Origin of the sequence: Streptomyces sp. NBC_01092, from assembly GCF_045039535.1 — a bacterium.
Taxonomy (GTDB): domain Bacteria; phylum Actinomycetota; class Actinomycetes; order Streptomycetales; family Streptomycetaceae; genus Streptomyces.
In genome coordinates, this window is record NZ_CP108659.1 from 9566169 (window position 1) to 9586958 (window position 20790).

The 20790-nt window shown below is 72.2% G+C and carries 19 protein-coding genes; 7 read left to right on the top strand and 12 right to left on the bottom strand.

Annotation, left to right across the window (positions count from 1 at the left end; translation table 11 throughout):
• Positions 1–49: 49 nt before the first annotated feature.
• Positions 50–928: an MBL fold metallo-hydrolase gene (locus tag OG254_RS43255; protein WP_405593226.1), complete on the top strand. Its 879-nt coding sequence runs from the start codon at positions 50–52 to the stop codon at positions 926–928.
• Here the strand turns inward: OG254_RS43255 and OG254_RS43260 are convergent.
• The 9 genes from OG254_RS43260 to OG254_RS43300 are packed head-to-tail and all read right to left on the bottom strand — an operon-like array spanning position 867 to position 11409.
• On the bottom strand, positions 867–1673 hold the full coding sequence (locus tag OG254_RS43260) for a thioesterase II family protein (RefSeq protein WP_405593227.1): 807 nt from the start codon (positions 1671–1673) through the stop codon (positions 867–869). The two genes, OG254_RS43255 and OG254_RS43260, sit on opposite strands and share 62 nt — an antisense overlap.
• A complete protein-coding gene (locus OG254_RS43265; RefSeq protein WP_405593228.1) occupies positions 1670–2779 on the bottom strand; it encodes an alpha/beta fold hydrolase in 1110 nt (369 codons plus the stop codon). The genes OG254_RS43260 and OG254_RS43265 overlap by 4 nt, the downstream gene beginning before the upstream one ends.
• Positions 2776–3003: a hypothetical protein gene (locus OG254_RS43270; RefSeq protein ID WP_405593229.1), complete on the bottom strand. Its 228-nt coding sequence runs from the start codon at positions 3001–3003 to the stop codon at positions 2776–2778. Before OG254_RS43270 ends, OG254_RS43265 begins: the two co-directional genes overlap by 4 nt.
• Entirely contained in the window at positions 3000–3239 is a 240-nt protein-coding gene (locus OG254_RS43275; RefSeq protein ID WP_405593230.1) for a phosphopantetheine-binding protein, read from the bottom strand. The genes OG254_RS43270 and OG254_RS43275 overlap by 4 nt, the downstream gene beginning before the upstream one ends.
• Positions 3236–5173: an HAD-IIIC family phosphatase gene (locus tag OG254_RS43280; protein WP_405593231.1), complete on the bottom strand. Its 1938-nt coding sequence runs from the start codon at positions 5171–5173 to the stop codon at positions 3236–3238. The genes OG254_RS43275 and OG254_RS43280 overlap by 4 nt, the downstream gene beginning before the upstream one ends.
• Positions 5170–6192 carry a 3-oxoacyl-ACP synthase III family protein gene (locus OG254_RS43285; RefSeq protein ID WP_405593232.1) on the bottom strand — a complete coding sequence of 341 codons (1023 nt, stop codon included), beginning with the start codon at positions 6190–6192 and terminating at the stop codon, positions 5170–5172. The genes OG254_RS43280 and OG254_RS43285 overlap by 4 nt, the downstream gene beginning before the upstream one ends.
• Entirely contained in the window at positions 6192–9248 is a 3057-nt protein-coding gene (locus OG254_RS43290; protein ID WP_405593233.1) for a type I polyketide synthase, read from the bottom strand. The genes OG254_RS43285 and OG254_RS43290 overlap by 1 nt, the downstream gene beginning before the upstream one ends.
• Entirely contained in the window at positions 9245–9565 is a 321-nt protein-coding gene (locus OG254_RS43295) for an acyl carrier protein (RefSeq protein ID WP_405593234.1), read from the bottom strand. Before OG254_RS43295 ends, OG254_RS43290 begins: the two co-directional genes overlap by 4 nt.
• 23 nt (positions 9566–9588) lie before the next feature.
• Positions 9589–11409: a fatty acyl-AMP ligase gene (locus OG254_RS43300; RefSeq protein WP_405593235.1), complete on the bottom strand. Its 1821-nt coding sequence runs from the start codon at positions 11407–11409 to the stop codon at positions 9589–9591.
• A 270-nt stretch (positions 11410–11679) separates the two neighbouring features.
• Between OG254_RS43300 and OG254_RS43305 the strand changes: the two genes are divergently transcribed.
• From OG254_RS43305 to OG254_RS43330, 6 genes are all read left to right on the top strand, one after another.
• Positions 11680–12396, top strand: a complete 717-nt coding sequence (locus tag OG254_RS43305; RefSeq protein ID WP_405593236.1) for a 4'-phosphopantetheinyl transferase family protein — start codon at positions 11680–11682, stop codon at positions 12394–12396.
• 169 nt (positions 12397–12565) lie between these two features.
• Entirely contained in the window at positions 12566–14170 is a 1605-nt protein-coding gene (locus OG254_RS43310; protein ID WP_405593237.1) for a DHA2 family efflux MFS transporter permease subunit, read from the top strand.
• A 6-nt stretch (positions 14171–14176) separates the two neighbouring features.
• Entirely contained in the window at positions 14177–14863 is a 687-nt protein-coding gene (locus tag OG254_RS43315; protein WP_405593238.1) for a TetR/AcrR family transcriptional regulator, read from the top strand.
• Complete coding sequence (locus OG254_RS43320; RefSeq protein ID WP_405593239.1) at positions 14860–16074, top strand: alpha/beta hydrolase family protein; 1215 nt, start codon at positions 14860–14862, stop codon at positions 16072–16074. The genes OG254_RS43315 and OG254_RS43320 overlap by 4 nt, the downstream gene beginning before the upstream one ends.
• Before the next feature lie 314 nt (positions 16075–16388).
• Positions 16389–17204: a BTAD domain-containing putative transcriptional regulator gene (locus OG254_RS43325; protein WP_405593240.1), complete on the top strand. Its 816-nt coding sequence runs from the start codon at positions 16389–16391 to the stop codon at positions 17202–17204.
• Between the two features lie 312 nt (positions 17205–17516).
• Entirely contained in the window at positions 17517–17720 is a 204-nt protein-coding gene (locus OG254_RS43330) for a hypothetical protein (protein ID WP_405593241.1), read from the top strand.
• Between the two features lie 102 nt (positions 17721–17822).
• Here the strand turns inward: OG254_RS43330 and OG254_RS43335 are convergent, their stop codons facing one another.
• The 3 genes from OG254_RS43335 to OG254_RS43345 form a co-directional block, all read right to left on the bottom strand.
• Positions 17823–18881, bottom strand: coding sequence for a Gfo/Idh/MocA family protein (locus OG254_RS43335; protein ID WP_405593242.1), 1059 nt, complete (start codon positions 18879–18881; stop codon positions 17823–17825).
• Positions 18878–19882, bottom strand: coding sequence for a Gfo/Idh/MocA family oxidoreductase (locus OG254_RS43340; protein WP_405593243.1), 1005 nt, complete (start codon positions 19880–19882; stop codon positions 18878–18880). Before OG254_RS43340 ends, OG254_RS43335 begins: the two co-directional genes overlap by 4 nt.
• Positions 19883–19986: 104 nt before the next feature.
• Entirely contained in the window at positions 19987–20763 is a 777-nt protein-coding gene (locus OG254_RS43345) for an SDR family oxidoreductase (protein WP_405593244.1), read from the bottom strand.
• Positions 20764–20790: the final 27 nt, after the last annotated feature.

A 20790-nucleotide genomic window follows, 5' to 3' on the forward strand; every position in this document is an offset into this window, starting at 1 on the left:
CGGACGAGACATCCACAGCTCCAACACGCCCACCACACAAGGGAGTTCCATGCCGACGATCGACATCCTCCTGCCCGGCTTCGCCATCGACACGGACCAGGGCTATCCCGCCTTCTGCGGGGTGTTCCTGGTCCGCGGTCCGGACGCGGCCGGACGGGAGAGGAACATCATCGTCGACGCCGCCCACGTCGGCCGCCGCCCCTTCCTCCGGGACGCGCTCGCCCGACACGGCCTCACCGCCGCGGACATCGACACCGTCGTCCTCACCCACGCCCACTGGGACCACGTCCAGAACATCGACCTCTTCCCACGGGCCACCCTCGTCCTGCACCCCGACGAACGCCGGTACGCGCACCTCCCGCACGCCAACGACTGGGCCACGCCCGCCTGGACGGGGCTGCTGTTGGAACAGCTCCCCGTCCGCGAGGTCACGGACGGGGAGGAGATCATCCCGGGGGTCGGCGTCATCGGCCTGCCCGGCCACTCGCCCGGCAGCATCGGCGTGATCGTGCAGACCGAGCACGGCCGCGCCGCCATCACCGGTGACGCCCTGCACTTCGCGTACGTCGCCCGCACCAGGCGCAACCCCCTGGTGTTCTGGGACGCCGACCAGGCCGCCCACAGCATCGAGCGGGTCCTGACGGTGTCCGATCTGATCTATCCGGGCCACGACCGGCCGTTCCGGCTCACCGTGGCCGGCGACATCGACTACCTGGAGCCGTTCGAGCTCACCCTGACCGGACTGCGGCCCGACGACCACGGCCTCGCGTTCGCCGACGCCTCGGCGCGGCCGCTGTGGGTCATGCCCGGCATCCAGGAGCAGCACACGCTGTACGAGAAGAACGCCGAGGACATCCGGCGGCGGATCAGCCGGGTGCCGCGGGTGGTGCCCCCTGCTCCGCGAGAAGCCGGGCCAGCGAACGGTTGAGCCGGTCGAAGAACGCGTCGGGCGCCTCACGCGGGAAGAAGTGGCCGCCGGGGACCGGAGTCAGGCGGAAGCGGCGCACATACTGCCCCCAGGCCCGCACCCCGGCCGGGTCGACGAGCGGGTCGTCGGTGCCGGCGAACCCCTCGACGGTCAGCGGCAGCCGGGCCCGCTCGTCGTCCGGGTCCGGCAGCCCCGCCCGCTGGTGGCTCGCGCAGATCCGCAGGTCGTCGCGGAGGATCGGCAGCAGCACCCGCAGCCAGTCCTCCCGCCCCAGGAACCGCGGGTCCAGCCCGCCGAAGTCCACGAGCAGGCGGGCAAGTTCACCGTCCTGGTACCGGTCGGGCGGCGGCAGCGTGGGCGTACGGTGCGGGGCCGCGTAAGCCCCCAGGAACAGCGCCTCGGGACCGCGGCCGCCGGCGCGCAGCCGGGCCGCCGCCAGCGCGAAGGACAGCAGGGCGCCCATGCTGTGCCCGTACGCGGCCCACGGTCCCTCATCGAGCCAGGGAGCGAGGTCGCGCCCGAGGGCCGCGACCACCTCCCCGGCGTCCTGGTACCGCGGCTCGCGGTAGCGCGCCTCGCGGCCCGGCAGCTGCACCGGCAGGACGTCGACGTCCGACGGCACGCGCCGGGCCCACGAACTGAAGAACGAGGCCCCGCCGCCGGCGTGGTGAAAGCAGAACAGCCGCAGCCGGGCGTCCGGACGGGGCGCCCGGCTCAGGCAGGAGGCCGGGGCACTCGTCGTCATGCGGGGTCCCCGGCTGACGTACGGGCGAGGCGGTGGCGGGCGCGCAGGACGCGGGCGCGGGCCGAGGCGGCCCGGCGTACGGTACCCGCCGTGCCGGTCATACGCAGCGCCTGCGACAGCAGCCACAGCCGGGTCTCGGCCGCCCGGTCGGGCCGGCCGCCGAGGACATCGTTCTCCACCAGCCGCAGGTGCGGCACGGTCCGCTCCAGCAGCTCGACGTCCGAGGGGGGCGCGATCTCGTCGTCGCGGCTCGCCGCGTAGGCGACCGGCGTGCGCAGCCGGGTGAGCCGCTCCTCGTCCAGCACCCAGTCCGCCAGGGCGGCCGGAAGCAGGTCCACCGGTGTGCGCATGACGTGGGAGAGGGTCAGGTTCACCAGGTGCGGCAGCGGTGTGTGGTCCGCGGCGCGGACGAAGAACTCGCGTACCGGCGCCCCGACGGTGGCCAGCCCCCGGATGCGGTCGTCCTCCAGGGCCTGGCGCAGCGCGAGATGCCCGCCGAAGCTCAGGCCCACGACACAGGTGCGGGAGGCGTCGGCGGCGCGGCCGAGCAGGTCGAGGAGGTAGGTGAGCATGTGGGTGCTGTCCGTTCCGTAGGTGAGGGTGTTCTCGCCGACGCCGGGCAGTTCCGTGACCACGACGGCCGCGCCGAGCCGGTCGGCTCCGGCGAGCACCGGGGCCCACTGCTCCTTGGTGCCGGTGATGCCGCCCAGGACGATGATGAGCGGGAGCCTGTTCCGGGTGGACAGGCCGGCGGCCCAGCAGGCGAAGCCGTTCTCCCCGTACGGCAGATCGAGCCGGGAGATGCCGCGGACGCGTTTGCGCCAGCGGTCGAAGGCCTCGACGCAGGCGCTCTGCGCCGCCTGCCGGAACGGCCCGTCGACGTAGGGGAAGCGGGCCATCGCGTAGCAGCGGACGGCGTCCAGGTCGCGGCCGCGTGCCTCGGCCGCCACGCCGAGCGACGACCACTCGTGCACCCAGGCACCGGGGTCCTCGTCCTTGACGTCCGTGCTGAGGGTCCGCATCACCCGGTGGATGACATCCGCGGGGATGCCCTGGGCGTGCGCGTGGGGGAGGGCGAACCTCCGCAGCTCCGCGAGGGGAATCATCGGGCCGCTCCCTTCTCTTCCGGGATCCGTTCCGGGGCATCGGGCGTACCGTCGGCCGCCCGGCCGTTCCCGCGGCCGGTGACGAGGCGGGCGAGACCGGCTCGCACCCGCCTGCCGAGGCCAGGGGAGAGGAACACGTCGAGCTGGGTGTCGAGGAACAAGGCGTGGAAGTGCACGCAGGCGTCGGGGACGTCGGGCGCGGCGTCGGGTCGGGGGATGGTCACGGGCCCGCCACCACCTGGTACATCTGGCGGAACGTGCGTGCCTGGAGCACGTCGGCCACCGGGACGCGCCGATCGACGACGTCCTCCACGACGGTCACGAGCCTGAGCAGCAGCACCGAGTCCCACTCGGGGAAGTCGTCCAGCGGGCGATCGAGGTCGTCGGCCCGGACGTGCAGGCCGAGTTCCTCCTCCAGGAGCAGGCGGAACTCCGCGATGTCGGAGAGGGCGGTGGTCATGTCGGGTCTCCGTCGAACGGCCCGAACGCGGCGTGCAGCCGCAGATGGGCGGGGGCGGGGGCGAGGTCGGTCAGGTCGTGCCGGAAGAAGACGGCCTCGGGATCGTCCGGGTCGGTGCCGACCGGGGCGAAGCCGTGGCCGGCGTAGAAGGAGGCAAAGGCCGCGTTGCGGGGCGAGGGAAGATAGCGGCCCGTCACGTTGCTCGCTCCGGTGTCCCGGGCGAACCGCAGCACCGCCGCCACACAGGCGCTCTCGATGCCCCGGGAGAACACCCGGCAGCTCAGGACGAAGTTGTCGATGCGCAGCACCTCTCCCTCACGCCGCAGGAACAGCGCGCCGACCAGGCCGTGGTCGCCGAACCGGTCGCGTGCGCGCACGGCGAGCACGTGGTGCCCCGGGCGGTCCACCTGCGCCGACACCTGGGCCGCCTGCAGACGTTCGGTGGCCAGGTGGAACTGGTTGGTGCGCAGCGTGAGCTGGGAGACCCGGGCGATCTCGGACTCGTCCGGCGGCCGCAGGTCGACCTCCAGGCCGAGCCCGTCGAGATAGTCCTCGTAGGAGCCGACGTCCTCACGGAACTCCTGCCGCAGCGTCTCGGTGCGGTAGCGGCCGGCCCGCTCCAGGTCGGCCTCGGTCAGCTCGAACAGGTCGAACCAGCCGTCGGCCAGCAGCGCCGCGGGATGCAGCGCGGGCTCCTCGTCGACCCGGACCACGGCGACCTCGGGCAGCTGCTCGCCGACCAGCCCGCACTCGAAGGTGCTGTCGTCGACGAAGACGAAGCTGTCCAGGCCGAGCCCGAGCCTGTCCGCGATGTCGCGGAGATTGTCGTGCTTGGCCTTCCAGTTGGCGTTGACGCGGACGAAGTCGTCCTCGCGCAGCAGCATGCCCGGGTGGGTGCGCAGCGTGGAGCGGACCAGCTCGGTGTCGTTCTTGCTGCTGACCGCGAGCAGCACGCCCTGCGCGCCGAGCTGTCGCACCGTCCGCTGGAACTCCTGGAAGGCCTCACCGCGCAGCCCCGCGCCGAGCTCGATGCCACCGGGCCCGGCCTCGCCGAGCACCCCGCCCCACAGCGTGCCGTCCAGGTCCAGCACCAGGCACTTGCGGGTGCGGCCGAGGCGGGCGCGTACGACGTGGGCGGTCTCCCGGGCGTAGGCGGCCAGCAGCGCGTCGGAGATCCGGGCCCGGGCGTACTGCGCGGTGCGCGGCTCGCACGCCGGTACACCCTCGGCGACCAGCGGATCGAGATCCACGGTGACCACGCCCGGGTACTGCTCGGCCAGGGACAGCAGCCCGCTGTTGAACTCCCGCCACACCGCGCCGAGCCGGGCCCGCGAGCGCAGGTCGACCAGCTGGTGGGTGTAACGGCGGTGCAGCGGCACGGTGTTCAGAACGAGCAGGCCCCGGCCGGCCTGCTGGTGGGTGCGCACGGCGCCGGTCAGGAGCGAGAGCCTGGCCCGTGCGGCGGCCTCCACGTCCTCGGCTCGCCACGGCACCGTGACGTCGTCGAAGACGGTGTGCGCGTCGAGCAGGCAGAGCGTGAGCTGTGGCTGTTCCTCGTCGGCCGTGGCCGGGCGCATCAGATCCGGGAGGTAGGCGCCGTACGGCGAGACCTTCGCCTCCAGCAGCAGCCCGTGCCGGGCCAGTTCGGCGGTGAGGGGAGCCACCAACCCAGCCACGGTCGAGTGGCCGGTGACGGTGACGGTGACCACCGGCACCTCCGCGTGGCGGCACACCTCCTTGGGATCGAGCCGGGCCAGCAGCTGGCCTGCGGCCGGGAGGTCGGCCGCCGGCATGCGCGACAGCAGGGACCGTACCGAGCCGTACTCCGCCGGGAGCCTGCCCGCGCGGTGAAGGGCGCGCAGCGCGCTCAACGCCTCGGGGTCGTGCCAGGTGGCCGCCGGGTCCGGTGTGCTGCGGTTCCTGGTCGCCGTCATGAACGCTCCAGCGCGACACCGGACTTGATCCACTTGCTGGACTCGATGGCGACGGCGAGGGCGCGCCCGGGGCCGTCCCACTGCCGCAGCAGCTCCTCCAGCTGGAGGAACGGCAGCGCGTTGCCGTTGTTGCCGACGTGGCGCACCACGTTGACGCGGCGGGCGTCCGGGGCGGGCATGCCGTCGGAGATGCGGTCGCTCATCCGGCCGGACAGCTGCGGGGGCAGCAGGAAGTCCAGCTCGTGCGTGCCCCAGCCCACGTCCTCCATGAGTTCCCAGAACGTCTGCTGGGCCAGCGCGGGCACCGCCTCCTCGATCGCCTTGTAGTCCTCGAAGACGGCGGTGCGGTCGGTGTGCCGGTCGCCGAGCCCGAACCAGTCGATGACCTGGCCCGGCTCCCGGCCCAGTCCCACCAGCCGGTTGAGCACCTGGCGGATCACGACGCGGTGCCCGAGCGCCTCGTTGCTGAGCACGGCCGCGCCGGCGCCGTCGCCGAAGAGCACGTAGTTGACCAGCTCGGCCGATGTGCGCGACCCCGGGGCGAAGTCCGTTTCCAGGTGCTTGGCGCACACGTCGCCGCCGATCACCAGTACCGTGCCGCAGCGCTCGGCGAGCAGCATGGTGCGGGCCACGTCGAGGGCCTGCACGGCGCCGGCGCAGCCGGACTGCAGCTGATAGGTGGGGACGTTGTCGATGCCGAGCCGGTCCGCCACCAGGTTCACCGTGGCGGGCATCAGCTGGTCCGGCGTGGCCGTGCCCATGACGACGCAGTCGATGTCGTACGGCTCCAGACCGGCCTGGGTCAGCGCCCGGTCGGCGGCGGTCGCGGCGATGTCGGCCAGCGTGTGCCGTACCTCACCGGTCGGAAGGTCGACGGTGAAGTGCCGGGTCGCGTTGCCGATGAACATCTCGGCCCAGGTCTCGTCGACGCCGACGAGTTTGGCCAGGGTCGCGTTGTCCACGGGGTCACCGGGCAGACAGGTGCCGACCGAGGCCAGATGGACGGTGGGTGGGGTCATCAGCGGGTTCCTTCCGGGGTTGTGGGTACAGGAGCCGCGGCGCCGTCGGCGACGTGCCTCTCGCGCAGGAATCCGACCAGGTCACCCACGGTGCGCAGGCCGGCCAGCAGGTCCTCGATCGGGAGCGTGCCGAGTCGCGGGAGCGCGTCCTCGATCCGGGCCTTGAGCTCCATCACCCGGATCGAGTCGAAACCCAGGTCCTCCTGCAGCCGGTCGTGGTCGTGCACGCGCTCGGGGTCGTGCCCGCCGACCCGGCACACCAGTTGGCGTGTCAGGACGGCGAGAGTGTCCGGCAGGTCACCCGCCGGGGCCGGCGGGCACGATTCCCCGCGGTCCGCACCCCTACGGACCGCGGTGTCCGCGCCAGGAGGGACGGAGGGCGCGGACAGTTCCGGGAGGCCCGGGGCGGTGCCGGTGCGCCAGGCGCGGAACGAGTCGTCGAACACGTACGGCGGCAGTCGGCGGGGCACCCGGTCGGCCTCGGCGTACAGCGCGTCCCATTTCGGCGCGAGCCCGGCGCACCACAGCTCACCGAACAGCTGCTGGGGCCGGTGGTCCGGGGCGTGCTGGCCCGGGTGGGCGGCGTGCAGGCTCACCGGGTGACCGGCGTCCGACTTCAGCCGGGCCAGCAGCGGGGTGAGCACCGCATGCGGGCCGATCTCCACCACGTGGGTCACGCCCGCGGCCAGCAGCGCGCTCGCGGCATCGGCGAACCGCACCGGCGCGGTGATCTGCCGTGCCCAGTAGCCGGCGTCCAGGGTTTCCCCGCCGGTCAGCTCACGGCCGTGCACGGTCGAGAAGAGCGAGAGCGTCGGCCGCCGGTCGGGCACGCCCGCGCATTCCCGGCGGAACTCCTCGACGACGGACTCCATGAGCGGTGAGTGGAAGGCGTGGGAGACGGTGAGCCGCCGGGTGGCCACTTCGCGCTCGGCCAACTCGGCTTGGAGCGCGGCCAGTTCACCGAGGTCGCCGGCGACCACCGTGCTGCGCGGTCCGTTGACGGCGGCCAGGCCGAGCCGCTCCCGCCCCACCAGCAGCGGCTCGACCTCCGCGGCACCCTGGCTCACCGCGAGCATCCCGCCGTTCCCGGGCAGCGCCTCCATCAGCGCCCCGCGCCGGGCGACCAGCCGGGCGGCGTCCGCCACGTCCAGCGCACCGGCCAGGCAGGCGGCGGCGAACTCGCCGATGCTGTGCCCGAGGACGTACGACGGCGCGATCCCGCACTCGACGAGGGCGGCGGCCATCGCGTACCCCACGGCGAACAGCGCCGGCTGGGCCCAGCGCGTCCGGTGGACCTCCGGATCGCCGTCGAGGACCAGGTCGCGCACCGACCGTCCGGTGTGCGGGGCGAGCACTTTGTCGATCTCGTCGAAGTGCCGTGCGTAGGCGGGCCACGACCGGTACCAGGACGCGGCCATACGGGGGTGCTGGGCGCCCTGCCCGGTGAAGGCGAACGCCACCGACGTCGCCGCGCGCCGCCCGCCGTCCACCCGGGCGGCCTCCTCGGCGTGCTCCGCTGCCTTGCGCAACTCGGCGGCCAGCGTGGGCAGATCGGCGGCGGCGACGGCCGCCCGGTACGGCAGGCGGGACTTGACGCGATTGCTGGTCCAGCACAGCTGCGCCAGTTGGTTCTCCGAGCGGCGGGACAGGGCGTCGGACTGCGCCAGCAGATTGGCGCGCAGCCGCTCGGGGGAGCGGGCGGAGACCGTGAACACTCCGGGCGCCCGGTCGCGGCCGCGGTGCACCGCTCGGGGGGCGGAGGCGAGCACCGCGTGGGCGTTGCTGCCGCCCATACCGAAGCTGCTGACCGCGGCGTGCACGGTGCCGGACGGCAGCCTGAGCGGCGCCTTGAGCAGGGAGAGCCGGCGCCCGGGCAGGTCCAGCCTGGGGTTCGCGTCGGCCGCGAACCGGCTGGGCGGCACCGTGCGGTGGTGGAGCGCCAGCACGGCCTTGATCAGCCCGGCGATCCCGGCCGCTCCCTCGGCGTGCCCGAAGTTGCTCTTGACCGAGCCCAGTCCGACGCTGCCGCCGCTGCGGCCGCTGGTCAGCTCGCCGAGCGCCTGCGCCTCGATGAAGTCGCCCAGCAGGGTGCCGGTGCCGTGCGCCTCGACGAACCGGATGTCGTCGGCGGTGACGCCGGCCCGCTGCCAGACGGACTCGATCAGCCGTTGCTGCGCCCAGCGGTTGGGCGCGGTGATGCCGTTGCTGCGCCCGTCCTGGTTGATCCCGGTTTCCTTGAGCACGGCGTACACCGGCTGACGGTCCGCCAGGGCGTCGCTGAGCCTGCGCAGCATCAGCACCGCCACGCCCTCGGACCGTCCGATGCCGTCGGCCGAGGCGCTGAACGGCTTGCAGCGACCGTCGGGCGCCGAGAGGCCGGCCTGGGTGTAGAAGATGTTGATGACCGGCGTCATGATCAGGTTGGTCCCGGCCGCCAGCGCGTAGTCGCACTCACCGGAGCGCAGTGAGCCCATCGCGAGGTGAACGGCGAAGAGCGAGGAGGAGCAGGCGGTGTCCACGGCCAGACTGGGGCCCTTGAGGTCGAGGTGGTACGAGACCCGGTTCGCGCCCATGAAGTAGCCGTTGCCGGAGCCGTACCGGGCGGTGATCCTGTCGTAGTCGGCGAGCTGGAGATACGCCCACTCGTTGGCCATCACCCCGACGAACACACCGGTGTCGGTGCCGGCCAGGTCCTGCGGGGCGACGGCTGCGTCCTCGATGGCCCGCCACGAGCACTGCAGCAGCAGCCGCTGCTGCGGGTCCATGGCGGCGGCCTCCCGCGGAGAGATCCCGAAGAAGTCCGGGTCGAACGCGTCGGGGTCCTGGATGAACCCGCCGCGCACGGTGTTGCTGCGGCCCGGCGGCCGGGCTTCGGAGGCGCTCTGCGGCGCGGTCGACGAGGCGGCGTGGTAGCGGTCGGCGTCCCAGCGCTGGCTGGGAACCCGGTCGGTGCCGTCGCGTCCGTCCATGAGGAGCGACCAGTATTCCCGGGCGTCGCGGGCGCCGGGGAAGCGGCAGTCCAGGCCGACGACGGCGATCGGTTCGCGCTCGGTCATGACGGGTCACCGGAGGCCAGGCGCTCGGCGAGATGCTCACTGATCGCGTGGACGGTCGGGAAGTCGTAGGCGATGGTGGGGGAGACCGCGAGCCGGACGTGCGCCTCGATCTCGCCGCAGATGCTGATCGCCGCGACCGAGTCGATGCCGTAGTCGGCGAGCGGGGTGTCCGGGTCGATCTCCCCGGGGGTCCGGCGCAGAAGGAAGGCCACCCGCTCGGTGAGCCACCCTTCGATGTCCGACGCGCCGGGGTGCGGCGACGGCTGGTCCACGGGGGCGGTGCCGACGGGGGCGGCGGACTGGTCGGTGATGCTCATGGCGTGCTTCTCTCTTCCGGATCTCAGCTGCGGGAGGACACGGCTGCGGTGGGCTCGGACGCCGGGTCCGGGGCGGGGAGCAGGGCGGCGACCGGTTCCTGGAGGCGCTGGTGCAGCACGGGCAGGCCGCCGTCGAGGAACAACTGCCGCATGAGCGTGCGCTGCGTCTTCCCGCTGGTCGTCTTGCGGATCACCCCGGGGCGAACGAGCACCAGGCTTACGCCGGGCAGCTGGAACTGCCGGCTGAGCAGCGCCTGGACGTCGGCTGCGAGGCGGGCCAGGTGCTCCTCGCTGCCGCCCGCGCGGGCCTTGAGCTCCTGCACCACGACCACGTGCGAGCGGTCGGACGCCTCGTCGGCGACGGTGAACACCGCGCCGCCGCCGCGCCGGAACGCCTCCCCGGACTCCTGGACAGCCTGCTCGATGTCCTGCGGGTAGAGATTGCGGCCGTGCTGGATGAGCATCTCCTTGATCCGGCCGGTGACGTAGAGCTCCTCGTCGAGCAGGGCGCCGAGGTCGCCGGTGCGGAAGTAACCGGCCCGGCCGTCGGCCGTGACCGCCTGGAACGTCTCGGTGGTGAGCTCGCGCCGGTTCCAGTAGCCGGCGGCCACCGAGGGGCCGCGCAGCCAGATCTCGCCGATCCGGCCGCCGGGCAGCTCCTGACGGGTCATCGGGTCCGCGATCAGGACCTCGGTGTCCTTCGGCCGGCCGCAGCCCACGAGGGTCCGGGCCGGGCGGTCGCTGCGCACGGGCCGCAGCTCGTCCTGTTCCAACGCGACGGCGTCGACGGTGAGTTCGAGGTGCGGCGCCTCGGTGTCGCCGCCGGAGACCAGCAGGGTGTTTTCGGCCAGGCCGTAGCAGGGCAGCAGGGACTCGGCACGCAGTCCGTTGCCGGCGAAGCGCCGAACGAAGGCGCGCAGGGTGTCGGCGCGCACCGGCTCGGCCCCGTTCAGCGCCACCCGCAGGCTGGACAGGTCCAGCCCCGCCGACTGCTCCTCGGTGACGCGCCGGACGCACAGGTCGTAGCCGAAGTTGGGCGAGGCGGTGCCCTCGACGCGGTAGTCGTGGATCATGCGAAGCCAGCGGTGCGGTTGCTTGATGAAGGAGACCGGTGACATCTGCACGCTGGTGCCGCCCACCCACAGTGGCTGGAGAGTCATCCCGATGAGCCCCATGTCGTGATAGAGCGGCAGCCAGCTGCCCGCCACGACACCCTCCTGGGTCCGCATCGCGGTGCGGATGGCCTCCTCGTTGGCGGCCAGGTTGGCGTGCGTGACCATGACGCCCTTGGGTTCGCTGGTGGAGCCCGAGCTGTACTGGAGGAAGGCCACGTCGGTGTCGCGCACGACGGGCGGTACCCACAGGTCCGGATCGGCTCCGTCCTGGTCGTGCGGGCCGGTCGACAGGCACACCACGTCCCGCTCTCCGGCGGCGGCCAGCCAGGCCCCGATGGCCTGCCGGTACTCGGGGAGCGTCAGCACCGCCCCGACCCCGGCGTCCCGCAGGATGCCGCTGACCCGGGCCAGCCGCTCGCCCGGCTCGTCGGGCAGGGGCGCGGGAATCGCCGTACGCCCGGCGTAGAAGCAGCCGAGGAAGGCCGTCACGAAGTCCAGCGTCGGCGGATAGAGCAACAGGACCGGGCGCGAGGGATCGCCCTTGGACTCGTGGTGCAGCCGGATGGCGACGAGGCGCGCCCGCCGGTCCAGTTCCGCGTAGCCGATCTCCTCGGGTCGCATGGCCGGGCCGTCTTCGTGCAGATACACGAAGGCGGCACGTTCGGGATGGCGGTCCACGCCGGTGCGTACGGCGTCCGTCAAGGTTCGGTGCTGAAGCTGGTGCGCCACAGGCTGTCCTTTCCGCGGTCGGTGACCGGTGCGGTGTGGAACGTCCGGGAGGCACCGAGTGCCATCCGGTGCCTCTCAGCCTCGATGTGCCGTGAAAAGGCGGCGTAAAGCCGAAATTGGCGTGCACGTCATGGGTTTGCGGTTCGCCGGACGGCGCTCGCGGGAGCCTGTACAACGGTGTGTGCGCGGATCGGCACTGTCAGTGCTGGCACGGGGTGCCGGTCAACGGTCGCGGAAGGGGTTGTCATGGTCGAACCGGATGCTCTTCTCGTGGGAGATGAACCCCTCCCTGTCGGTCCGCTGCCCGCGGTGGGGTGGCGTGCGGTTCAGGAGGCCGCGCGGCGGCACGGCTACGCGGTCTGCCACGGCCGGCCGGTGGACTGGGGGCGACAGCCCGGCCCCGGCGCGCGCGAACTGCTCGGGCCTGACTGGTCGCGGTACTGCGCGGCACGCGACCCCCACGTTCGGGCGCGGCTGCTGGGCTCGCGACTGCTGCTGCGCCACACCGTGGCCGCTGTGGCCGGGGCGGAGCCGGACCGGGTCGTGCTGGGCCGCGACGGCCGTGGGCGGCCGGTCCTCCACGAGCCCCCCGGGCTGGACGTGGCCATCAGCCACACGGACGGAATGCTGGTGGTCGGGGCCGCCCGCGGCCGCCTGATCGGAGTGGACGTGGAGGCGTCGGACCGCCCGCTGCTGACGCCCGGACTGGCCGAGAGGTTCTGTCATCCGCGGGAGCTGGTGGAGCTGTCCGGGCTGCCGGCGGCCGAGCGGAATCAGAGACTGGTGCGTCTGTGGACGCTCAAGGAGGCTTATACGAAGGCGCACGGCGTCGGGCTGGCGCGGGACTTCGCACGACTGCGCCCGCGCCCCGGACCGCACGGCGACGCCTGGTGGTCTCTTGAGGCGGCGCCGGGCTGGCGACTGCGCTGCGACCGTGTGGCGGGGCGGTACCTCGTTGCCGGGGCCCTGGGTCCTGACGGTCTGTAACCGCCCTTTCGTCAAGCCGAGTTCGGGTGGGTGTGGAGCAATCGGGAACCGAGTCAAGGTTGTTTCGATACACCGTTGACTCGATTGGTCGCCAGGTCTACCGTCGGCCGTACACGGCACGAGAACGGCACTCAGCTCACGACCCCCCTCTTTCCGAGGAGCGGAATCCGTGACTTCTCAGCCTCACCTCAGGCTTGCCGAGCAAACCCCGTCGGCCGCGCACCCGCACAGGTGGCGCGTGCTCGCGGTCCTGCTGGTCAGCCTCCTGCTCGTCGTCCTGGACACCTCGATCCTGAACGTGGCCCTGAAGACCCTCGCCGAGCCGGCACCCGTCGGCCTGGGGGCCACGCAGAGCGAGTTGCAATGGTCGATCGACTCCTACACGCTCGTCTTCGCCGCCCTGCTCTTCACCACCGGTGTGCTCGCCGACCGCTGGGGACGCAAGCGGACGCTGCTGACCGGGCTCGTCGTCTTCGGTGGCTGTTCCCTGTGGTCCGCCCACGCGCACAGCGCCGGTGAACTCGTCGTCGCCCGGGCGGGGCTGGGCGTCGGCGGCGCGCTCGTGCTGCCCGCCACTCTGGCGATCATCATGGCCGTCTTCCCACCCGCCGAACGGGCCAAGGCCATCGGTGTCTGGGCAGGCGCTGCCGGACTCGCCGTGGCGCTGGGCCCCGTCACCGGTGGCGTGCTGCTGGAGCACTTCTGGTGGGGCTCGGTGTTCCTGATCAACCTGCCCATCGTGCTGATCGGCGCCGTAGCCGCGCTGTTCGTCGTACCCGAGTCCCGCGATCCCGGGCGCGGCGGCCTCGACCCGCTCGGCGTCGCCCTGTCCGTCGCCGGCCTGACCGCCCTGGTGTACGGCGTGATCAAGGGGGGCGAGTCCGACGACTGGGCGGACACCGCCGTCTGGGGGCCGATGCTCTGCGGCCTCGCCGTCCTGGGCCTGTTCGTCGTCTGGGAACACCACAGTCGGTGTCCCGCGCTGGACCTCGCCCTGTTCACCGACCGTCGTTTCAGCGCCGCCGTGGCCGTCATCGGGCTGGTCTTCTTCAGCCTGCTCGGCGCCACCTTCTTCCTGGTCTTCTACCTCCAGAGCGTGCGCGGCTGGACCCCGCTGGAGGCCGGGCTCCTGCTGCTGCCCCTGGCGGTGGCCCAGCTGACGTTCGCACCGGCCGCGACGCTCGCCGCCAAGCGGATCGGGGTCCGGCCGGTGTGCGCCGGCGGGATGCTGCTCACCTCGCTCGGCTTCCTCGCGGTGGCCACCGTCGACGAGGGGACCGAGGTCTGGGTCCTGGAGTGCGTCCTGTTCGTGATGGGCGTCGGCATCGCCTGTGTGATGCCCCCGGCGACCTCCGCCGCCATGTCCGCCGTCGGCCCGGGCCGGTCCGGCACCGGAGCGGCGGTCAGCACCACCTTTCGGCAGGTGGGCGGCGCCCTCGGCGTCGCGGTCCTGGGCTCGGTGCTCTCCGTGGCCTACCGCTCCCGGATCGAGGACCACCTGGCGCCGCTGCCCGCCGCGATGAGCGGCCCGGCGCAGGAGTCCGTCGCCGCCACCCTCACCGCCGCGCGGGAACTGGGCCCGGGCGGCGCCGCCATCGAGGACCGCGCGGTCGACGCGTTCGTCTCGGCGATGCACCTCACGTCCCTCGTCGCCGCGGCCGTCACCTTCCTCGGTGCCCTCGCCGCCCTGCTGCTCCTGCCCTCCCGTACGGCCGTCGGCACGCCCGGCGCCGAGGAGGCGACCGCCGAAGAACCCCACACCGCGGAGGTCTGAACCCGTATGCCGCCACACCTCGACCGATCGGCAGCCGCCCCGGGACGCACGGCCCGGGGCGGCCGCCAGCGCGATCCCGCCGCCGACCGGGCGATCCTGAACGGCACCCTCGCCCTGCTCAGCGAAGGGTGCAGCTTCGGCGACCTGTCCATGGACCTGGTCGCCCAGCGAGCCGGGGTGGCCCGCGCCACCATCTACCGCCGCTGGCGCAACAAGGAGGAACTGGTGCTCGCCGCGCTGAGCACCCTTGACCTTCCCGTGCCGCCGCTGACCGGGCTCAGCCTGCGGGACAAACTGGTGACCCTCGTGGACCAGCTGCGCCACCGTGGCCAGGACACCCCGCTGCACCGGCTGATCGGAAGCCTGCTCGGTGAGGCGGTGCGCCGCCCGCACCTGGTGGAGCGATTCGAGCAGACCGTCACCGCCGCCCGGCACGAGGCCCTGCTGGCGGCGCTGCGCGACGGCGTCGACAGCGGTGAGCTGCGCGCCGACCTCGATCTGGAGGATGCGGTCGAGATCCTCACCGGACCGATGGCCGCCCGTCTGATTCTGCGTCAACGCGCTGTGGAATCCAGTGCGTTCGCCGAGTCGATCGTCGACACGTTCCTGAACGGAACCCGCACGACCTGTGCCGGAGCGGGACCCGGCACAGCACCGGAGCACTCCCCACCACCACAGGAGCCGCAGTCATGAAATTCCTCTTCGACGACCCCGCCTTCGACTACCAGGCGCTGCGCACCGCCGGTTACGCCGATTACGGCGGTGCGCAGCTGGGCGAGGTCGTCGCGGTCGCCTCGCGCATCCCGAACGGCGACACCGAAGCCTGGCGGCACGAATGGGCCTCCCTCGCCGAACGCGCCCACCGGCTGGGCACGGCCGCCCGGGGCGAGAGCCGCCGCGACGACGCGCGCGCCGCACTGCTGCGGGCACACAACTACTACCGGACCGCCGAGTTCTTCCAGCGCGACGACCCACGGGGCCCGGAGGCCCTGCGGCTGATGCGGCTGTCCCGGGAGACCTTCGCCGACGCCGCCGAACTCATGGATCGGCCACCGGAGTTCGTGCGCATCCCCTATGAGGACACCTCACTGCCCGGCTACCTGTACCGGGCGGATGACTCCGACGAGCCGCGGCCGATGATCATCCACCACGGCGGCCTCGACTCCACCCTCGAGGAGGGCTACTTCTTCGTGGCGGCCGCGGCACTCGCCCACGGCTACGACTGTCTGTGCTTCGAAGGGCCGGGGCAGGGCTCGGTCCTTCGCGATCAAGGGCTGGCCTTCAGGCCCGACTGGGAGAACGTGGTCACGCCGGTCGTGGACCACGCGCTGTCCCTGCCGGGTGTGGACCCCGACCGCCTGGTGCTGGTCGGGACCAGCCTGGGCGGCCTGCTCGCCGTGCGTGCCGCCGCGTTCGAACACCGGCTGGCCGGCTGTGTCGCCCACGACGCGGTCTGGCAGCTGGGCGATGTCGTGGCGCTGCCGCCGGTCGTGCTGGAGTGGGTCGAGCAGGGCCACGACGACTTCGCCAACCCGGTGATGTGGGGAATCGCCGCGCAGCAGACCTTCACCCGCTGGATGCTGCGGCAAGCCATGTGGACCTTCGACGCCGACACCCCGGCCCAACTGCTGCGCCGGTTACCGGCGTTCGCCCTGGCCGACGTGATCGGCCAGGTGCGCTGTCCCGTGCTCGTCCTCGACGCGGAGGAAGACCTGTTCTTCACGGGGCTGGAGCACGCGAAGAAGGTGTACACGGGCCTGAACTCGCCCAAGACGCTGCACGTCTTCACGACCGACGAGGGCGGCGGGGCGCACTGCCACTCCGGTGCCATGCGCCTGTTCCACGACCGGCTCTTCTCATGGCTGCTGGAGACTCTCGGGGCGGACCGGCCAGCGGCGGCCTGACCGGCGGCGGCCGGTCCGCGGCACATCCAGGCCGAAGCAGCCCGGCCCGCTCCCCGCGGGCCGGGCTGCTCGGCTCAGAGCCACCCGGCGGTTCGTGGGAGGCGGCCGATTTCTTTCCGGTTGCCTCCCGTCGGACCGCCGAATTTCATTCTCCTTAATGACCGTGTAACGAGCGAGACTGGTATCGAAGAACAAGCTCGCATATGCTGCACGTCATAGCGAGGAAATCGCTTATCGTTTGTCGCCCCCAGACCAGGGGCGGACGGGGGATCCGAAATTTAGTTGAATGCGTTCGATGCATTCGGGGGGTTGTCGTGTCCCTGTCCCCTTTAGTGGCTGACCAAACTCTGCACTATGCGCTACTGGGGCGGCTGCGGGTGTCCCGCGGCGACGCCGATCTCACACCCGAGCCGCCCAAGCTCGCCAAACTCCTCGCCCTTCTGCTGGTCAGGGCGGGTGAGACGGTGCCGGGGGAAAAGCTGATGGCGGAACTGTGGGAGCGGGAGCCGCCGCGCTGCGCGTCCACGAGCCTGCGCGTGTACGTCTCACAGCTGCGAAAATTGCTGAATGGCGATCAACAAGCCTCCCCGATCGTCACGACCCCGCCCGGGTACATTCTCGATGTAAGCGGTGCGGTGACCGATTCTCATGAATTCGAAACGCTCTACGGTCGAGGCCGGGAACGGTACTTCGCGGCCGATTTCCAGCACGCATCCGACCTCCTGCACAGGGCACTGTCCCTGTGGCGAGGACCTGTTCTGGGGGGCATTCCGGGGTCGCTGGACATCGAATCGTTCGCGGCCGTGCAGGAGGAGAAGCGGCTGAACTGCACCGAGCTGAGCATCGACTCCTCGCTGGCACTCGACCGGCACCATGAGGTGTGCGAGCAGCTGAAGGGCCTGCTCGTGCAGCATCCCCTGCGGGAGCCCTTCTACCGTCAGCTGATGGTCGCCCTGTACCGGGCGGGCCGCCAGGGAGACGCACTGCAGGTGTACCGCCGCGCGCGGCGGGTGCTCAAGGAGGAACTCGGGGTCGAACCGGGGCCGGCACTGCGGCTCGCCCAGGAGGCCATCCTGCGGGCTGACCCCGATCGGCTCCAGGCCTCCGGGATGACCCCGTCCGTCCACTGACCGTCAGGGCCGGCCGGTCGGCGACGTCCCGCGGTGCCGGGCCGAACCGCCGACCGGCCATGGCGTGCTCTCGCCATGTCCGGCCCCGCACCGCGTCTGCTTTATCCGGCGTTTGCGGCACCTTAACCGCTCGCCCATATCGTGCGTTCGATCCCGCATGAGCGGGAGAGCTGAGCTGTCGTGCTCGTTCGTGCGTGAGCGGGCACCGGCCACGGTGCCGTGACCGTGGTCCCGGCCGACGCCGCGTTCCGAGGGCCGTCGCCCGCTCAACCTTCTCCGCCCGCACCGTTCCCGCGCTCAGGAGGAGGAGCCATGGACGGTCCGAAAGCCGTCTTCCTCGCACTCTGCCTGATCGGGCTCACCGTCGGCCCGGCGGCGCCCTCGGCGCACGGCGACACCATCGCGCGGCTGAACACCTTCCTCCCCACCCACCACGCCGACGTCGGTTCCGTGGTGCCGCTGGGAGGCGGCCGAGTGCCGTGGCCCGCACGGGCGGCGCTTTGTCCTAGGGCGTGAATTCCCCAGGCTTGCCGGAGACGACGGCGGACGGGACGGCTGCCGAGCGCATGCTTCGGAAGCCGGCCCGTCCGGGCACGGTGGAATTCCGCGGTCCGGGCGTCAACCCACTGTCGTGCGCGGCCGTGGCTCGAACCCCGCCGCCCGGTAGGACGCGTCGATCAGCGACATCGTCGCCAGCGCGTCCTCGGCGTCGAGCGCGAGCGGCGCGTCCCGGCGTATGTGCGCGGCGAACGCCTCCAGTTGGTAGGTGTACGACGAGCGCGTGCCGAGCCGCTCGGTGCGCTCACCCTCGGCCGTACGCACCACGATCCGGTCGTCCAGGTGCGGCAGCACGAAGTTCGGCGCCAGCGCCTCGCCCCGCGAGCCGACGACCCGGCAGCTCATCTCCACCTCGCCGTACGCCATGTGGCAGCGTGCGGAGGCGGTCGCGCCGCCCGGGAACTCCAGGTCGGCGTCGAGCCACTCGTCGACGCCCGGCGCGCCCGCCCGCTCCCCGCCTCGCGCCGAGACCAGCCGTGGCGCACCGCCCGCCCAGGGCGCGAGCATCCGCACCGCGTGCAGGCTGTAGCAGCCGAGGTCCATCACTGCGCCGCCCGCGAGCGCCAGCGACCAGCGCGGGTCGCTGTCGCCGGGTGCCGGTATCGCCACCAGCGTCTCCACCCGTTGCAGCTCGCCGAGTTCACCGCTCGCCAGGATCTCGTGCAGGCGCCGCGTGACCGGGTGGAAGAGGTAGTGGAAGGCCTCCATGAAGACGCTGCCGGACTTGGCGACCGCCTCCCGCACCTCGGCCGCCTCCTGGGCGTTGCTCGCCGACGGCTTCTCCGACAGGACGTGCTTGCCGGCCGCGAGCGCGGCGAGGTTCCACGGCCCGTGCAGCCCGTTGGCGAGCGAAGCGAGATGGGGGTACCCCCGGACGGAGTCTGGGGGAGGGTTGTAGACGACCTCGACCTCGGGGTCGGCGAGCAGGTCGGCGTAGGAGTCCACCACCCGCTCCACATCGTGCTCGTCGGCGAACGCCTCGGCACGGGACCGGTCGCGCGCGGCCACCGCCACGAGGCGGTGACCGGTCGTCCGGGCCGGACCGACGAGGGAGAGCTCGGTGATGCGTGCCGCGCCCAGTACTCCGATGCGCAGCGGCTCCCGGCCCGAGTCGTTCATCCCTGCCGTACCTCCTCGATCGTCACCGGACGGTGCGCGTGCAGCGACAGGGTGCAGGCGTCGGCGATCCAGCCCGCCTCCAGGGCGTCCTCGATCGTGCAGGGCGAGGGCCGGGAACCCGCCACGACCTCGGTGAACGCGGTGAGTTCGGCGCGGTAGGCCTCGGTGAACCGGTCCATGAAGAAGTCGTGCGGGGTGCCCGCCGGGAACGTCACGCCGGGCTCGACCGACCGCAGCGGCAGCTTGTCCTCCAGGCCGACCGCGATGGAGTCCGTGAAGCCGTGGATCTCCATGCGGACGTCGTAACCCCGGGCGTTGTGGCGGGAGTTGGAGACCACCGCGATCGTGCCGTCGTCCAGGGTGAGGATCGCGCCGGTGGTGTCGGCGTCGCCCGCCTCCTTGATGAAGTCGGCGCCCCTGTTGCCGCCGACGGCGTACACCTCGGTCACCTCCCGGCCGGTCACCCAGCGGATGATGTCGAAGTCGTGCACCGAGCAGTCCCGGAAGATGCCGCCGGAGGCGGCGATGTACGCGGCGGGCGGCGGCGCCGGGTCCAGCGTGGTCGAGCGGACCGTGTGCAGCTTGCCGAGCTCACCGCTCCGCACGGCGGCGCGGGCGTTGACGAACCCGGTGTCGAAGCGACGGTTGTAGCCGATCTGGATCGGCACGTCCGAGCCCTGGACGGCCTTCAGTACCTCGACGCCCTCGGCCATGGTCTTGGCGACGGGCTTCTCGCAGAAGACGGGGACGCCGGCCTCGACGCCCGCCAGGATCAGCGCGGGGTGGGCGTCGGTCGCCGCCGCGACGACGATGCCGTCCACGCCGGCCGCCAGCAGGGCCTCCGGCGAGTCGACGACCTCGGCGCCGAAGCGCTCGGCGGCGGCCTTGGCGGCGCCCGCGAACGGGTCGGTGACGACGAGGGAGTCGACCGCGTCGAGTCCGGAGAGGGTCTCGGCGTGGAAGGCGCCGATGCGGCCGAGGCCGAGGATTCCGATACGCATGAGCTCCGCTGCTTTCTTGGTGTGTGGTTGCTGTTCGTTGCCGGGACCCCGCCCCGGACCCCGGTCGCCCTTCGGGCTCGTCCTCAATCGCCGGACGGGCTGAATCAGTCCAGGCCGCCCAGAACGTTCTGGTCCCAGTCGATCACCGACCCGGTGACCACCCCGGATCGCTCCGACAGCAGGAACACCACGAAGTCGGCGATCTCGTCCGGCTGCCCGAGCTTCCCCATCGGCAGCCCGGCGGCAGCCGACTCGCGCCAGCCGTCGTCGGCACCGTGGAAGGCCCTCTGCGTCGCGTCCTCGCCCTCCGTCGCCGTCCAGCCGATGTTCAGGCCGTTGATCCGGACCCGGTCCCAGCGGTGGGCGTGCGCGGCGTTGCGGGTCAGCCCGATGAGGCCGGCCTTGGCGGAGACGTACGGCGCGAGGAACGGCTGCCCGCCGTGCGCCGAGGACGTGATGATGTTGACGATCGTGCCGGGTGCCTTGCGCGCGACCATGTCCGTGACGGCGGCCTGCATCGCGAAGAACGGCGCCCTGAGGTTGATCGCGATGTGCTGGTCGAACAGCTCGGGGGTGGTGTCGAGGAGCGTGCCCCGGGACGTGAGCCCCGCCGAGTTGACCAGGCAGTCGATCCGCCCGTACGCGTCGACGACCTCGGCGACGGACGCCTTCGCCTGCTCGGCGTCCGACAGGTCGGCCTGCACGAACATGGCTTTGCCCCCGTCGGCGGCCAGCTCGGCCACCAGGGCCTCACCGGATTCCGGGCGGCGCCCGGTGACGGCCACGACCGCCCCCTCGCGCACGGCAGCCCGCGCGATGGCGGCACCGACGCCCTGGCTGCCGCCGTTGACGAGGACGACCTTGTCGTCGAGAAGTCCCATGTCTTTCCGGGTCCTTTCAGCTGTGCT